At 43.5% G+C, this 15,422-nt stretch carries 21 protein-coding genes; 16 read left to right on the forward strand and 5 right to left on the reverse strand.

Features of this window, described 5'->3' with window-relative positions; all coding sequences use genetic code 11:
* The first annotated feature begins 60 nt into the window (after positions 1–60).
* The 8 genes from coxB (at position 61) to JOJ89_RS08730 (ending at position 7,296) form a co-directional block, all read left to right on the forward strand.
* Positions 61–1,140 (forward strand): cytochrome c oxidase subunit II, encoded by a 1,080-nt coding sequence (coxB, locus tag JOJ89_RS08695; RefSeq protein WP_203290105.1) that lies wholly within the window; start codon positions 61–63, stop codon positions 1,138–1,140.
* 34 nt (positions 1,141–1,174) lie between these two features.
* Positions 1,175–3,046 carry a cytochrome c oxidase subunit I gene (ctaD, locus tag JOJ89_RS08700; protein WP_029285092.1) on the forward strand — a complete coding sequence of 624 codons (1,872 nt, stop codon included), beginning with the start codon at positions 1,175–1,177 and terminating at the stop codon, positions 3,044–3,046.
* Positions 3,046–3,669, forward strand: a complete 624-nt coding sequence (gene ctaE / locus JOJ89_RS08705) for a cytochrome c oxidase subunit III (RefSeq protein ID WP_029285090.1) — start codon at positions 3,046–3,048, stop codon at positions 3,667–3,669. The genes ctaD and ctaE overlap by 1 nt, the downstream gene beginning before the upstream one ends.
* A 4-nt stretch (positions 3,670–3,673) precedes the next feature.
* Positions 3,674–4,003 (forward strand): cytochrome c oxidase subunit IVB, encoded by a 330-nt coding sequence (gene ctaF, locus JOJ89_RS08710; protein WP_029285089.1) that lies wholly within the window; start codon positions 3,674–3,676, stop codon positions 4,001–4,003.
* Between the two features lie 173 nt (positions 4,004–4,176).
* Positions 4,177–5,067, forward strand: coding sequence for a cytochrome c oxidase assembly factor CtaG (ctaG, locus tag JOJ89_RS08715; protein WP_029285087.1), 891 nt, complete (start codon positions 4,177–4,179; stop codon positions 5,065–5,067).
* Between the two features lie 58 nt (positions 5,068–5,125).
* Entirely contained in the window at positions 5,126–5,587 is a 462-nt protein-coding gene (locus JOJ89_RS08720; protein ID WP_029285085.1) for a DUF420 domain-containing protein, read from the forward strand.
* Positions 5,588–5,732: 145 nt separating this feature from the next.
* Positions 5,733–6,242 (forward strand): GNAT family N-acetyltransferase, encoded by a 510-nt coding sequence (locus JOJ89_RS08725; protein WP_029565559.1) that lies wholly within the window; start codon positions 5,733–5,735, stop codon positions 6,240–6,242.
* A 313-nt stretch (positions 6,243–6,555) separates the two neighbouring features.
* Positions 6,556–7,296, forward strand: a complete 741-nt coding sequence (locus JOJ89_RS08730; protein WP_203290106.1) for a sterol carrier protein domain-containing protein — start codon at positions 6,556–6,558, stop codon at positions 7,294–7,296.
* A 37-nt stretch (positions 7,297–7,333) separates the two neighbouring features.
* Here JOJ89_RS08730 and ytvI read toward each other — a convergent pair whose 3' ends face one another.
* Positions 7,334–8,392, reverse strand: coding sequence for a sporulation integral membrane protein YtvI (gene ytvI, locus JOJ89_RS08735; RefSeq protein ID WP_029285079.1), 1,059 nt, complete (start codon positions 8,390–8,392; stop codon positions 7,334–7,336).
* A 172-nt stretch (positions 8,393–8,564) separates the two neighbouring features.
* Positions 8,565–8,921, reverse strand: coding sequence for a YugN family protein (locus tag JOJ89_RS08740; protein ID WP_029285077.1), 357 nt, complete (start codon positions 8,919–8,921; stop codon positions 8,565–8,567).
* Between the two features lie 195 nt (positions 8,922–9,116).
* Between JOJ89_RS08740 and JOJ89_RS08745 the strand changes: the two genes are divergently transcribed.
* Together JOJ89_RS08745 and JOJ89_RS08750 are read left to right on the forward strand one after the other, a co-directional pair.
* Positions 9,117–9,545 (forward strand): CBS domain-containing protein, encoded by a 429-nt coding sequence (locus tag JOJ89_RS08745; RefSeq protein ID WP_203290107.1) that lies wholly within the window; start codon positions 9,117–9,119, stop codon positions 9,543–9,545.
* A gap of 204 nt (positions 9,546–9,749) precedes the next feature.
* Entirely contained in the window at positions 9,750–10,787 is a 1,038-nt protein-coding gene (locus JOJ89_RS08750; RefSeq protein ID WP_029285074.1) for a CAP domain-containing protein, read from the forward strand.
* 192 nt (positions 10,788–10,979) lie between these two features.
* Here JOJ89_RS08750 and JOJ89_RS08755 read toward each other — a convergent pair whose 3' ends face one another.
* On the reverse strand, positions 10,980–11,462 hold the full coding sequence (locus JOJ89_RS08755) for a PaaI family thioesterase (protein ID WP_029285072.1): 483 nt from the start codon (positions 11,460–11,462) through the stop codon (positions 10,980–10,982).
* Between the two features lie 171 nt (positions 11,463–11,633).
* Here JOJ89_RS08755 and ylbD point away from each other — a divergent pair, with 171 nt between their 5' ends.
* The 4 genes from ylbD (at position 11,634) to JOJ89_RS08775 (ending at position 13,324) form a co-directional block, all read left to right on the forward strand.
* A complete protein-coding gene (ylbD, locus tag JOJ89_RS08760; protein WP_029285070.1) occupies positions 11,634–12,029 on the forward strand; it encodes a YlbD family protein in 396 nt (131 codons plus the stop codon).
* 15 nt (positions 12,030–12,044) lie between these two features.
* On the forward strand, positions 12,045–12,284 hold the full coding sequence (locus JOJ89_RS08765; RefSeq protein WP_203290108.1) for a YlbE-like family protein: 240 nt from the start codon (positions 12,045–12,047) through the stop codon (positions 12,282–12,284).
* A gap of 103 nt (positions 12,285–12,387) precedes the next feature.
* Entirely contained in the window at positions 12,388–12,804 is a 417-nt protein-coding gene (locus JOJ89_RS08770) for a hypothetical protein (protein ID WP_051827080.1), read from the forward strand.
* Between the two features lie 70 nt (positions 12,805–12,874).
* Complete coding sequence (locus tag JOJ89_RS08775) at positions 12,875–13,324, forward strand: YlbF/YmcA family competence regulator (protein WP_029285065.1); 450 nt, start codon at positions 12,875–12,877, stop codon at positions 13,322–13,324.
* Between the two features lie 9 nt (positions 13,325–13,333).
* Here the strand turns inward: JOJ89_RS08775 and JOJ89_RS08780 are convergent, their stop codons facing one another.
* Positions 13,334–13,669 carry a hypothetical protein gene (locus JOJ89_RS08780; protein ID WP_035206503.1) on the reverse strand — a complete coding sequence of 112 codons (336 nt, stop codon included), beginning with the start codon at positions 13,667–13,669 and terminating at the stop codon, positions 13,334–13,336.
* A gap of 95 nt (positions 13,670–13,764) precedes the next feature.
* Here JOJ89_RS08780 and JOJ89_RS08785 point away from each other — a divergent pair, with 95 nt between their 5' ends.
* Positions 13,765–14,037, forward strand: coding sequence for a YlbG family protein (locus JOJ89_RS08785; RefSeq protein ID WP_029285061.1), 273 nt, complete (start codon positions 13,765–13,767; stop codon positions 14,035–14,037).
* Between the two features lie 53 nt (positions 14,038–14,090).
* Here the strand turns inward: JOJ89_RS08785 and JOJ89_RS08790 are convergent, their stop codons facing one another.
* Positions 14,091–14,471, reverse strand: a complete 381-nt coding sequence (locus JOJ89_RS08790; RefSeq protein ID WP_029285059.1) for a DUF7147 family protein — start codon at positions 14,469–14,471, stop codon at positions 14,091–14,093.
* A gap of 381 nt (positions 14,472–14,852) precedes the next feature.
* Here JOJ89_RS08790 and rsmD point away from each other — a divergent pair, with 381 nt between their 5' ends.
* Positions 14,853–15,422, forward strand: a complete 570-nt coding sequence (gene rsmD / locus JOJ89_RS08795; protein ID WP_203290109.1) for a 16S rRNA (guanine(966)-N(2))-methyltransferase RsmD — start codon at positions 14,853–14,855, stop codon at positions 15,420–15,422.

The following is a 15,422-nucleotide window of genomic DNA, read 5'->3' on the forward strand; positions in this document are numbered from 1 at the left end:
TTGACGATTCCTGTTTAGCATGCGGGGATTAATTTACTGAAAGAGGGGTTTGATTTAGCTATGGAAAAGAGGCTGACAAAATTTCGTCTCGTTGCCGTATTTGCAATGCTGACACTTGTCCTAGCCGGCTGTGGTGAACCATATCTTTCCGCTCTTCAACCAGCTGGTGAAGTAGCGGATATGCAGTACTCGCTTATGATTTTGAGTACACTCATCATGGTCATTGTAATCGCAGTCGTAACTGTGATCTTCATTTATGTGGTTGTGAAGTTCAGACAGCGCAAAGGTGAGGAAAATAAAATTCCTGAGCAAGTAGAGGGAAGTCATAAACTGGAAATCATTTGGACTGTTATTCCTATTCTTTTACTGCTTGTGCTGGCGGTTCCTGTTGTTTCTGCAACATTTGAGCTTGCAGACGTTAAGGCGATGGACAAAAAAGACCGCAAGCCTGAAGATGCAGTCGTTGTAAACGTCAGAGCAAACCTTTACTGGTGGGAATTCGAGTATCCTGACTACGGGATCATCACGAGCCAGGATTTAGTTGTGCCGACAGATGAAAGGGTTTACTTTAATCTGATTGCTTCCGATGTTAAGCATTCATTCTGGGTGCCTTCTGCAGGCGGAAAAATGGATACAAACACGGAAAATGTGAATAAATTCTGGCTTAATTTTGACGGTGACCGTGCTGAGCAGGCCGGAGAATATTTCTACGGTAAATGTGCTGAGCTTTGCGGACCTTCACACGCTTTGATGGATTTTAAAGTTGAAACAAAATCCAAGGAAGAGTTTGTTCAGTGGGCTGAAGAAATGAAAAATGCCAAAGCTGTTGCATCTTCTGACCTTGCTAAAGAGGGAGAGAAGCTGTTCCAGGAAAAAAGCTGTATCGGCTGTCATGCTGTCACTCCGGTGGATGAGCGTCCTGAACAGGCAAGAACTGCTCCAAACCTTGCAAGCTTCGGCGAGCGTTCACGAGTTGCAGGAATTCTTCCTCATAATGAAGAGAACATCAGAAACTGGCTTAAAGATCCTGAACAGTACAAACCGGGCAATAAAATGACAAAAACATATCCGGAACTGAATGATCAGGAACTTGATGCTCTTACAGAATACTTAAGCGGCTTGAAGGTAGAAGCCAAATAAGATTGTCTTAGCAGAATAAAAGGGAGGTAACACTGTGAGTACGTTAACTCAGAAAAAAGGGTTCGGCGCAGTTCTCTGGGACTACCTGACAACGGTAGACCATAAGAAAATCGCCATCCTTTACCTGGTTTCCGGCGGCTTCTTCTTCCTCGTGGGAGGTCTGGAAGCGATGCTGATCCGTATTCAGCTCGCTGTACCGGATAATGATTTCATCTCAGCCGGACTATATAATGAAGTATTGACTATGCATGGCACGACCATGATATTCCTGGCAGCGATGCCGCTGATTTTTGGATTTATGAACGCGGTTGTACCGATTCAGATCGGAGCGCGCGACGTTGCATTTCCTTTCTTGAACTCACTTGGGTTCTGGCTTTTCTTCTTTGGAGGATTGTTCCTGAACATGGGTTGGTTTTTAGGGGGAGCACCTGATGCAGGCTGGACGAACTATGCGTCGCTTGCCCTCAATTCACCGGGACACGGAATTGATTTTTATCTTCTGGGTCTTCAGATATCAGGTTTCGGAACTCTTATTGCAGGGATTAACTTCCTGGCAACAATCATTAACATGCGTGCGCCTGGTATGACTTATATGCGCATGCCGCTCTTTACCTGGACAACATTTGTTGCATCTGCACTTATCTTATTTGCTTTCCCGCCGCTTACTGTGGGTCTTGCAATTATGATGTTTGACCGTGTATTCGGAACTGGGTTTTTCGTTCCTGAGCTTGGCGGAAATACGATTATCTGGGAGCATTTATTCTGGATCTTCGGACATCCTGAGGTTTACATCCTGATTCTTCCTGCATTCGGAATTTTCTCTGATGTCCTTCCTCATTTTTCTAAAAAGCGTCTTTTCGGATACTCTTCCATGGTATTCGCAACTGTGCTTATCGGCTTTTTAGGATTCATGGTATGGGCGCATCATATGTTTACAACTGGTCTTGGACCGATTGCAAATGCCATTTTCGCCGTTGCCACAATGGCAATTGCTGTTCCTACGGGCATTAAGATCTTTAACTGGATGTTTACTATGTGGGGCGGAAGCATCCGCTTTACGGTTCCGATGATCTGGTCTGTAGCTTTCATTCCGACATTTGTAATGGGCGGAGTAACAGGAATCATGCTTGCCGCTGCTCCAACAGATTATCAGTATCATGACACGTATTTCGTTGTAGCCCACTTCCACTACGTTATTGTAGGCGGAGTTGTCATGGGATTGTTTGCAGGCCTTCACTACTGGTGGCCGAAAATGTTTGGAAAAATGCTCGGCGAAAAGCTTGGCGTCGTTACATTTGTCCTGTTCTTTACAGGATTCCATTTAACTTTCTTTATTCAGCATTTCCTTGGACTGATGGGGATGCCGCGCCGTATTTTCACATTCCTGCCTGGCCAGGGACTTGAAATGGGTAACTTAATCAGTACAGTCGGTGCATTCCTGATGGCAGCCGGAACAATCGTATTGCTCTGGAACATCATTATTTCATCGATTAAAGGTGAAAAAGCTGCAGGAGATGCATGGGGAGACGGGCGCAACCTTGAGTGGGCCGTTTCATCACCGGCACCTGAATACAACTTTAAACAAACTCCGCTTGTACGCGGACTTGATGCACTTTGGGTAGAAAGAATGGAAGGCAATAAAGGAATGACTCCAGCAGAACCGCTTGGCGATATTCACATGCCTAATGGATCGATTCTTCCTTTGATCATGTCTTTCGGACTGTTCGTTGCTGCATTCGGACTGCTTTATCATTCAGAACACGCATGGGGCATCCCGGTTGTTATCATCGGATTTGGCATTACTCTAGGCTGTATGTTCCTGCGTTCCATCATTGATGATCACGGTTATCACATCCACAAAGAAGATTTGATGAATGATGATAACGATAAGGGGGTAAAGGCATAATGCATGTTGAGGAAAAATTGACAGCTGAAACGTTCCCTGCCTCACCTGAAAAGGCGACCCTTGAAGGCAAAAATAAATTTTTGGGCTTCTGGCTCTTCCTTGGCGGAGAGACAGTCCTGTTCGCATCGTTGTTTGCGACGTTCCTGGCTCTCAGGGATTCTGACAACGGAGGGGCAACTACCCAGGAAATGTTTGAGCTTCCGCTCGTATTTGCTGCAACGATGCTTCTTTTGACAAGTTCACTGACCAGTGTATATGCAATGTATCACATGAAGAACTTTCAATTTAAAAAAATGCAGCTTTGGATGGGAATCACGGTTCTATTAGGAGCTGCCTTCCTAGCACTTGAGATTTATGAATTTAATCATTATATTCATGAATACAAATTCACGATTACAAGCAGTGCACTCGGGTCTGCCTTTTACACGCTTGTCGGAACACATGGTGCCCACGTGGCATTCGGTCTCCTTTGGATTACAACATTGATGGTCCGCAATGCAAAAAGAGGACTGAACTTATACAACGCACCTAAATACTACGTTGCAAGTCTTTACTGGCATTTCATTGACGTTGTATGGGTATTCATCTTCACAGTTGTATACTTAATGGGAATGGTGGGATAAACTGATGGCAAATCAAAACTCAGGAAACCCAAAAGTAGATCTTGCTTATCGCCGCAAGAAAAACAAAGAAGATATGAAGTATCAGGTTGTAACCTTTGCACTGATGATCTTTCTGACTGTCGTTGCGTTTGTTGCAATCGGATATGACGGCATAGCAGAATGGTTTAAGATTCCATTTATCCTTCTTCTTGCTGTCGTACAGGTTATTTTCCAGCTTTACTACTTTATGCACATGAGCCACAAAGGACATGAGGTGCCTGCGCTTTTCCTTTATTCAGGAATCGGCGTTGCCTTTTTGACAGTCCTTGCTTTTGTCACAATCATTTGGTGGTAAGTTCTGATCCGGCTGATTTTTCAGCCGGATTCTTTTTATGTTTTCTTTCAGTCAATCCTGCGGGACGCCTGTCTTTGTCATAGAACGTTCATTGATAGCGCTTCATCTAAGGTGTATAATAAGACAAGGAGTATTAGCAGAAATAGGAGTTGAACTCATTGTTAAATTTAGAAATGTTTGGCTTTAGAGCAATGTGGAGCCCGATTTTTTTTCTGTTTACAGCAGGCATTCTTGTGCTCTATTTCCTTGCAGCAGGGCCTCTGAGAAGCAGATTTAAAGAAAGCGCTCCTGTCACGATCAAACAGAAAGCTCTGTTCACGTCGTCCATTCTGCTTCTTTATGCGGTAAAAGGCAGTCCTCTGGATTTAATGGGGCATTTAATGTTCAGTGCACATATGACACAAATGGCCCTCTTATATTTGCTCGTTCCGCCGCTTATGATTTACGGTGTGCCCGTATGGATGTGGAGAGCCATCATATACAGACCGGGAATTAAACAGACGGTTTCCTTCCTGTCCCGTCCGCTGATTGCCCTTTTTGTATTTAATGGCGTATTTTCGCTCTATCATATTCCTCTTGTTTTTGATGCGGTGAAAACAGACCATATTCTTCATGCGGCTGTTACCATCTTTATTTTTATTGCCGCAATGCTTATGTGGTGGCCTCTATTAAATGAGCTTCCCGAATGGAGAGAGCTTGGCGGAATTAAGAAGATCGGCTACATATTTGCAAATGGAATGCTGCTTACACCGGCCTGTGCGCTGATTATCTTTGCAGAGACATCTTTGTATTCCACCTACTCGAATCCAAGCGCCTGGGCCAGCGCTCTTGAGCTGTGCGTTCCTGCAAGCATGCTGGCAGGTCTTGATCTGACAGGACCGGAAATGTTTAATACCCTTCCTCTAGTTGAAGACCAGCAGCTTGGCGGCATCATGATGAAGATTATTCAGGAATTTGTCTATGGAGGACTGCTCGGAATTATTTTCTTTAAATGGGCCCGTAAAGAAAGAGAGAAAGACGAACTTGAAGAACGCAGCCGTCTTGCTCCTCAGCCGGTAAAATAAGATACGCTCCGGTTTTTCTGCTTATCAATCTATGATTACTATATTAGGAGCTGCCAATATGAACGTACCTCTTTTACCTACAATCAGTACAGCCTTTATCGTTCTCAGCGCTGCAGCCGTTGCCGTTGGATGGTATCTTATCAAACAGCGGAGAATAGAGGCGCATCAGAAGGCGATGATGACGGCCGCTGTATTTGCAGTAATCTTTTTTATTGTCTATGCATCGCGGACGATCTTTGTCGGGAACACTGCTTTTGGCGGACCGGATTCGATTAAAATCTACTATACTGTATTTTTGATTTTCCATATCACTCTTGCAACTGTAGGGGCAGTGCTTGGAATCATCATGCTGGTCTCAGGTTTTAAAAACAGGCTCGCAAGGCACAGAAAGCTTGGACCCGGAACAAGCATCATCTGGTTTTTTACTGCAATCACAGGAGTTGCTGTTTATTTTCTCCTTTATATTCAATACAAAGGCGGAGAAACGACATCTGTTTTTAAAGCGATATTGGGATTTTAATTGTTGAAGCAATAGAATGAAAGATTTCTATTGCTTCTTTTTTTATGCTCTAATCTTGAAAAAACGCTCTGCAGGAAGTATAGGACGCTCATTATGGCCATAAAATGAAAGTATGAGGGAGTTCTTGAAAGGGAGTGTCGGGAAGATGATCGAAATTATAACAGACCGGCTTTTAATTATTCCTTGTTCACTGGATATTGCAAAGTCGCTGATTTTTCACAGAAAGGAACTGGAAACCCGGTCCCCGATTGGAATACCCTGTGCCTGGCCTTCTTCTGCTGTAAGAGGGATGCTCCCGCTGTTTATTGAAAAGCTCGAGAAAAACGATCAGGAGCACGGATTGGGTCTTTGGCTGATCATTTTATACAATGAAAAAAGAATTATCGGAGATTTGTTTCTTCAGGGAATACCTGATGACAGCGGGACAGTCGAGCTGAGCTACAACATTCATGAAGCGGCTGATGAAGAAAGTCTGACCTATGAAGCGATTGATGCTGTCATGGAATGGCTGACAAGTGAACGAAAAGTAGCCAGTATTCAGATGGAGTGTCTGGATGAGAACAGCAAATCCATCAAACTGTTTGAAAAGCTCGGTATGATCTGCACGAAAAAAGAAGATGTTTTCTTATCCTGGGAGCTGAAAAAGAAAGCGTAGAAGAGGGGTGTGCAGCATAGGCGAAGCCAAAAAAAGAATGGAAGCAGATCTGCCATTTTTTCAAGCTGCACCCGGGGAGGATTTATTTGTCCGCCTTAGAGAGCTGACTTATTCGGGTCATAAGCTTAAAGCCGTTCAAGTAAGTGCATCCCCTTTCATTAATTGGAGGTCCAGCAAGTTGGACAGGCAAATGAGCGGTCTCCTTGAAGAATGGAGAAGTCAGGGATGTCACTTGGTTTTTTTTGATCACATGCCTCTCTCATTCAAAAGGAAGTATGGAGTTGAAAAGTTAATAAGGGCAAGGGAATGGAGAATGGCTCCCGAATGCCTTTATTTACGGTCATTTAACAGTTCCTGTGAAGTATTTGAAGCCAATGGAATCAGCGGTAAATACTTGTCAAAACAGATCGTGAAGAAATTATCGGGGCATCGAACCTGCCTGATTTCTTCTTCTGACGACCTCACGGAACTCAAGAGTGCGGCTCAATACTCCCTTTTTGCAGCGAATAACGACAAAGGTGAAGCCATTGGCTATATGAAATGTTTCATGGCCGATCAAAAGCTTCATATAAAAGAATGGGCCGCAATCAGCCCGAAAGCCAAACCGGCCCTTTGGAACAAAATCAGGACGCTTCCAGCGAATGAATTAATCTTGACACTGCAAGAGAGTGATTCATTTCCATATCAGTTGAAAAATCCATTTTTATCAAGCCGTCAGCTTCCAGTCTTTATTGGAAAAATCATTAATTTGCCTGATTTTATGGCTGTGTTTCCTTTTAACAACGCAGAGAGTCCCCTGTACTTGCGAGTAACGGATTCATCCTTGCCTGCAAACAGCGGCATATATTGCATCGAGGACGGGAAGGGAAGAGCTGTTCAATCAGCCGGCTGCAGAAGTGTGGTGTCTGTTGAGAGCAGTATTCTCGCTGCGCTCCTTTTTAAAAGCCTGAATCCGGGCATGCTTTATGGGGCCGGGTATATAAACGGCTCTAAGCACGATGTGAGACTTCTTGAAAAGACATTGCCGGGAGAAAAACCGTATTGTTTTTTATAAAATAAGAGCCGGACAATTTCAGTCCGGCTCTTGCAATTTAAATTTTAAATGTAAAGCGGATAATCCCTGCTTCTCTTGCAGAGTTGTAGATAATTAAAATCATCGGGCCGATGAAAAATCCAAGGACGCCGAACAGTTTCAGTCCAAGATACATGGAGATCAGTGTTGCAAGCGGGGAAAGACCAATGTGGCTTCCCATGACTTTCGGTTCAACTGTCCTTCTGATGATTAAAAGGACCGCAGTCAGGATGCCGAGTTTTGCTGCAAGAATAGTATCTCCGGAGATAAGGTGATACAGCGTCCATGGACCCATAATGATGATGGAGCCGATAATCGGTATCACATCAATCACCCAAATGATGATGGCCATGACAAGAGCGACCTCGGGCATAATCAGCATCAGACCGATAAAGGAAGCGATAAAAATAATGATGCTTACAAGAAACTGAGCTTTGACAAAGCCGAAAATAACATAGGACATGCGGTTAATCATAAAGTTTACTTTTTGCGCAGTGTTTTCCTTCATATGTGCATACATGCGCATCTTCAGATTGGGCAGCTCCAGCATGAAAAGAAACAGTGCGATTAAAAATACGAGCATGTTGACCATATAATCGGGAATGTTCGTTATGATCGTTTTCACATTTTCGATGTTAACGGAGCTTGCAAGATCTGCTTTTGTCTTCTCAAGAAATTCTTTTACCTGATTGCTGATTTCATTTACAAATTCGGGAGGAAGATCTTTTGCCGAGTGTGTAAATCTTTCTTCAATTTCATTCCAGGCAACCGTAATTTCATTTATGTACTCAGGCGCATTTTCAATCGTAATGATTGCTTCACCGACAACCTTCGTCGTAATGAAATAGCCGCTTACAGCAATGAGACATAAAAACAGCAAAAAGGTGATAAGGACACTCAGTTTCCGCTGAAGTTTTGCACGGTTCTGCAAAAGCCTGACAAGCGGCTCCAGCAAAAGTGCAGTCAGAAAAGCCATAATGAGAGGAACTGAGATCGGCAGAAGAAAATAGATGATCAGCCCGATCAGGACTATGAATAATGCAGTGAGGAGGCGCCGCTTAGTAAATATAGTAGACAATCTTTTGCTCCTTTCAATCTTTCTCTCTAAATTATAGTACGAAAGTACGGAATTAAGGAACGGAATTTTGGCAATTCTTCAAAAAAGTTTTAAAAATAAAGAAAATAAAAAACAAAAGCTGCGAGAGCTTTTGCTTTTTTGCATCTGCTTCTGCACTGGACAGAAACAGATCTTATACGATGCGTCCGATTTCTTCTTTCAGCTGTTTCAGAAGATTTTTGCTTGTGTTTAAAACAGCATTTGGAAAATCCTCGCCTTCTCCGTATTCAACACCATGAGGATAATAGTGCTTTCCAAGAAGGGGAGTCATGAGTTTTATCACCGCATGTCTCGATCCGATATCACCTTCAGCAGCATAGCCTGGAATGCGCAGGTAGAACGTTTCCCCTTTGTTTTCAAACTTGCGGTCATATGTAACGCGCTCATAATCCCATTGCCCTGCACGGACAATTCCAAGATCATCCATGATTTCATCCAGTCTGTTCAGTTCAACCGTAAGCCCGTCAAGTCCCGTGTTTTCCATTTTCATTATGTATTCCCTCCTAAAAACCTTGTCGCGGCATTTTCATTAGTAAAGCGCTTTAATGAACTCCCCTTCAATCATAGTACGAATGCATCGAACTTTCAATCTTTACCTTTTATTTTACATCTTTATCTTGTTTTTGGACAAACTGGGTGTATCGGAACTTTTCGTTCACATATCGTTTGTCAGGGAGGATAAAAGATGCAAAAAGTGAGAGATATTATGTCTGAAGATATTCAAGTATGTACACCGCTTGATAATGTTTATGAGGCTGCTGTTAAGATGAGGGACTGGGATGTAGGCTCGATTCCCGTAGTCGAAGGCGATAAGCTGATTGGAATGATTACAGACCGTGATTTGGTTATCCGTGGAATAGCTGAAAAACATCCGGGGTCTAACAAGGTGACAAATGTAATGAGTGATCACCTCTGTACTATCGGCCCGGATGCAACAGCGGAAGAAGCTGCAGGGCTCATGGCCGAGCATCAGATCAGACGGCTTCCTGTAGTGGAAAATGGCCGAATGCTCGGGATGGTTTCACTGGGAGACCTGTCACTTAATCATCTGTCAGACCAAAGAGCGGGAACAGCGCTCTCAGACATTTCCGAACACGGCAGCCATTTGCACTGAAGAATAAAGGAGCATGCAGCTGCATGCTCCTTTTTAAACGATTTAGCCCTCCTGAACCGTACGATTTGAAAAAAAACCTGTTTTTTGATTAAATGACCTATAAAAGGATATACTATCTGCCAATCTTGTGAAATACTGTTTACTAGTATATAGATTTTGCTGTTTCATATAATGGCAGAAACGAAAGACCTGGAGGGATGAAAGCTGGGCGGTATATTTAAGACGTTTTTTCTTTTGCTGATTATTGCAGGTTCTTATTTTTTATATATTCAGTATGGAAATCATGAGCAGCCGATCAGACAGCAGGATGAGAGCGAACAGCTCGCCGGGCAGTCTGAAGAGCAGCTGAACGTGCCGGAAGAAGGGGTATTATCCTTCATTGGAAAATCATCAGATGATATCGTGAATACACTGGGGGAGCCAGTCAGGATTGATCCGTCTTCCTACGATTATGAATGGTGGATTTATAATCAGAATGACAGGCAATATCTGCAGGTTGGAGTGAAGGACAATAAGGTTGTCACCGTTTATGCAATTGGACCTGATGTCAATGTGAATCCTTATAAGCTCGGACAGCCTGCCGGAGATGTTTTTAAAACAAATTCTATATCCTCAAGCATTTCCATTGATTTAAATGGCAGTTCCTATCGATTTGAAATGTCCGAGGAAGACATGAACACGAGGCCTATTGTGCAGATTGGAGATATTTTTGTTCAGCTTTACCTGGATAAATTTGACGGAGAACTGTCGAGCATAAGGGCCCTGGATAAAGAGACCCTCATCAAGCAGAGGCCATACGAAGTGGTTTACAGAGGGGAACTTCTTGAACCCGCCGAACTGACAGATGAACAGTGGAAGGCGGTTGAAGAAGGCGCAGAAAAGCAGATTTTGGATCTGACAAACGTGATCCGCGACAGGCACGGCGTACCGCCTGTAGAATGGGATCAAATGACTTCAGAGGTTGCTTTCGGGCACAGCAATGATATGCTCGTCAACAATTACTTCTCTCATGAGTCACCAACTGAAGGAACTCTTGGCGACAGACTGAAAGAAGGAGGAGTCACTTATCAGCTTGCGGGTGAAAATATTGCTGCCCAGTACATTGACGGCATTGCTGCTGTTGAAGGCTGGCTTAACAGCAAAGGCCACAGAGAAGCCCTGCTGAACCCTGAATTTACAAAGCTTGGTGTCGGTGTTAACGAGCTTTACTATACACAGAACTTCATCAGGCCTTTTGAATAAAGACAGAAAGACATCCGGGCTGGATGTCTTTTCTTATGCTTTGCGGTATGCTCTTCGTTCGGCATAGGCTTTACAAAGCCTGCACACATGGATTTTCTTCTGTTTTTCCCCAAGATAAACCTCTGAATGCTTCACTTTCTTTTTACAGAAATAACAGGTCTTTTTAAAAAATGGAAACATTGGATCCCCGCCTTATTGAGCTGGTCTGTCGATGATAAAAAAGCTTGCTGTACAATGGGCCATTAATTTTCCGTCATCCCGGACGACTCTGCCTTCTGTCACAAGCGTTTTGCTGCCCTTATGGATAAGAGATGCGGTGCAAGTGAGTTCTGAGCCTATGCCAGGAGCCACATAGTTGATCTTCATTTCAGACGTTACAGCTGCAAGATGGCCTGGCAGGACGTGATGGACGAGAGAGCCCATTGCAGAGTCAAGCAGAGTAGCAGTGATGCCTCCGTGCACAATATCCAGTGAATTTTGAATTAAAGGGGTGTTCGGTATTTTTAAAATAAATTCATTTTCCCTGTATTCCCCGCTTGGCGCAAGGAATGCTCCTATGTATGTACCGTTTTCTTTTTGCGCTTTCTTTTGCAGTCCCAAAAGAAACAGCTCGGCTGCTTGAAGATCTTCCTCCTTTATTTCAGCCAAAAGCTTCGCAATTTCTGCCTTTTCCATGTCTCACTCATCCTTTCTGTGCTGCTTTTATCTTATCAGCTGCTGCAAACTGAGCGCAATCAGGATTTTCCAGTGAAGGATGTAAATGACACTTCCTTTGAAAAATTGGGCGAACCGATTGACCGTTCAAAAATAAAATAAAGCAGGCGAATGTAAGCAGAGGTGATCATAATGACTGAGAAAAAAGAACATCCATCTATTGCACAATTTAAAGAATTTGTAAAAAAACATCCAAAATTGATTTCAGAGGTAAGAAAAGGCGATAAAAAATGGCAGGAATTATTTGAAGACTGGTATCTGCTCGGAGAAAATGATGCTTCCTGGCAAAAATACAGGGAAGACGCGGCCGAGGCTGAAAGTGCAGAGGATAAAAAATCCGATTTTATGTCCAGAATGATGACGGCTGTTAAAAACATGGACGCAAATCAGATGAATCAGCATCTGTACAACATGAACAACACAATTTCTTCCATTCAAAATCTGTTTTCAACATTCGGGCTGACAAAAGGTGCTTCTTCAGGCCAGTCAAAAACGCAAAGTAATCCATTTTCTTTCAGAAAAGATTAAGCAGGAGCGGGTGAGATGAGAAAAGAAATTCAGGACATGATTGCAGCAGACAACGAATTAAAAAAGTTCATACGCGAGCAGCCGCAGTGGTACAGAAAGCTGTCGAGAAACCCGGGCGACACCGAATCAATGAAGCTTGCGATGATGAATTATTATCAAAAAACCATTCCTCACAAGGTAGCCCAATTTTCAAACTCCGTCAACATGGCTTCCATGATGCTCGGCATGCTACAGTCCATGAGGCAGCAGGATTAATAGAAGAGGGGTCAGGTAAAGACTTTCTCTTCTATTTTCTTTTATCCGGACATATTTGGCTTCTTTCTGGTGAAACTACCGTGAAAAGGAGGCGTTGTTTACTGTGAAACATTTTATTTTGCTGTTGGCTCTGGCTGCGGCTCTATCTGCATGTTCGAATGAAAAGCCCCGGCCTGAGGGGGAGGAAACGGTCCCTATGGAAGTCAGCATGCTTGGAGATGAGGCGGTTGAAACAGCCGTTCAGCCGAGGCAGCTCAATGTCACTCATCATGTTAAAGGAAGCAATGTATACATAGAATGCTACATCCCGAATTTTTCCTTTTCGGATGAGCGCGGGGAAAAGGTTAACGGAGAAGGCTATCTGAATCTGTATATTGACGGAAAAAAAACAGATGAAATTCATACAGCTGCATTTATCATAAAAGGACTGGACAAAGGAACCCATACGATTTTTATAGAAGTGCTCCACAACGACTCTTCCCGCTATCATCTGAAAAAGACGTGGAACGTCACAATCTGATGCAGGACGAGCCGCTCCATTTACCATTGAGGCGCAAACATGGTAGAATGTAGTTTGAGGTGATGTTTCTATGCTAGCTACAATGGAAAGTGTTCAATTGCTCGATGAAGCTGAGCTTCTTGGCGCATTAGTGGTACAATCAGAAATTGCGGAAGATTACCGCCGCACTTTAGATACATTAAGAAAAGACAAATCTGCACAGAAAGTGATTGCGCGTTTTGTTGAGATAAAGAATTTATATGAGGATGTTCAGCGTTTTGGTAAATACCATCCCCAATATAAAGAAATAACAAAAGCGATGAGAGATGCTAAACGGGAGCTCGACCTCCATGATGCAGTGTCTGCGTTTAAAAAAGCGGAGAAAGAGCTGCAGAATCTCCTTGATGAGATCAGCGTCGAACTTGGCACAGCCGTGTCGCAGAATATCAAAGTGCCGACCGGCAATCCGTTCTTTGATTCCGGGTCAAGCTGCGGGGGCGGATGCGGCTCCGGCGGGTCGTGCGGCTGTAAAGCATCATAAAAGCGAGGCTCAGCCTCGTTTTTTATGTCTGTTTTTTAAACGGATGCAGTCATCGCATAAATTACCGCAGCAAAACATCTTTTCCTGGGGCACATAAAAACGGTGGCGGAATACATAAAGATTTTTATCCTCTCTGACAAAAACGGTTTCAGCCGTCAGCCTTTTGCCGCGCATGGCGGTCCGTGCCGACTTCTCAATCAGTAAGGCAAGCTCATTTGCTGATGCATTTCCTTTGTGCGCAATATAAAGAAACGGGATGCCTGCTGTTTTTTTAACCGTGCACGCAAGGCGTTTGTCCTCATTCATAAGCCGCAGGAACAGCTGAAACGTCTGCTCAAGATCCAACTTGGCCAGCTCCTTTCAAAAAAGCTGCGTATTGTAAAAAAATTAGAAAATTGTTACACTTCAAGTGGAGAATATAAAAAGGGAGAATATGAACGATGTTTGATAAACGTCAAGGCATTATTATATGGATGCATTCGTTAAAGCAGATTAAAATGCTCCGCAAATTCGGCAACATCCACTACGTATCAAAAAAATTAAAGTATGTCGTCTTATATTGTGACATGGAGCAGGTTGAACATACAATCGAAAAGGTTTCTTCCTTTTCATTCGTCAAGCATGCTGAACCGTCATATAAGCCCTTTCTTAAACTGGAGTTTGAATCGAAGATTGATAAAGCGAAAGAATATGACTATAAACTTGGCTTGTAAGAAAAAGCGCAGTCCTCGCGGCTGCGCTTTTTTTGATCTGTTAAGTCCGGCGTTTATTGCCAGGCAGGCAGATATCTGTTCATTCTGAGAATGCCTGTTAAATACTGATAATATAACTCTTTCTCAGCAAACTCTCCAGAGGATTTCACATTTAGTGCAATCATCGGTTTTTCAAGAGACTCCGAGAGCTCCTGGAATAGTTGGCGGCGCTTCGTTTCACCCGCCGGAATACCTTCAAGGCATAGATAGATGGCTTGAAATTGTCCCGGGTCAGTCGGCTGCATAACTACCGCAAAGGAAGACATGCTTCTTCCATCTGTATCTGTCTCCAAGATTAAAAATCTTGAGACACGGTGCGCATTAGCTTTAGATGTTTCAATCAGTTCATATAGGTCGGAATATCCTGCTCCAAGTTCGATAAAGCGCTGAATCATGCGTATTTGTCCCCCTGTTTGTTCGTTCTTCACATAATGTATCACTTTTTTGGAAAGTACGGTAGGTGATGATTTTATTTTCTTTCAGAAAAAATGTTAGAAGATGTATAGGGTCCGGATGATTAGTGGATAATGTTAGTAACAACATCGATCGAGATGTTGTTGCCAACCGCGGAGAAGACTTACGTTTCCCCATAAGTTCTTCCTCCGGTTTCTCCTCTCCCTTTGCCTTCTGCCCAAAAAAAGCGTGCTTTTTTTGGTTCAGAAGGACCCCGCAGGATGCCTGCGGGGTTTTTTTTAATGCATTTGCCCATTCTCTATGGTACGATAAAACAGGCTGTTTTCATGCAGTAAAGACATAAAATGACAGTGGTGAAAAAGATGAGAGTAGTTTCTGGGAGCTGCAAGGGCCGCCCGCTTAAGGGTGTACCGGGTACGTCAACGCGCCCTACAACTGATAAAGTGAAAGAATCCATTTTTAATATCATCGGGCCTTATTTTGAAGGAGGTCTTGCTGTTGACCTGTTTGGAGGAAGCGGAGGTCTTGGGATCGAAGCGCTCAGCAGGGGAATGGATACGTGCATATTTGTAGACAGAGAAGCAAAAGCAATCGCAACGATACATAAAAATTTAGAAGCCTGCCGCTTTCAGGGTCAGGCCGAGGTTTACCGGAATGATGCAGAGAGAGCACTGAAAGCGATGGCAAAGAGAGAGCTGTCCTGTGAGCTCATGTTTTTGGATCCGCCGTATAAGAAACAAAAATTGAAAGCGCTTATCGAATTAATAGACGAGCTTAAACTTTTGAAGACAGGCGGCATCATTGTGGCTGAGCATGATCATGATGTTGAATTGCCGGAAACAATCGGAGCTTTTGTGATGACGAGGAAAGAAACATACGGCATCAGCGGGGTATCCATTTTTGCACACACAGATAAAGGGACGGGGGAGTAA

This window comes from Metabacillus sp. cB07 (assembly GCF_016839225.1).
GTDB lineage: Bacteria > Bacillota > Bacilli > Bacillales > Bacillaceae > Bacillus_P > Bacillus_P indicus.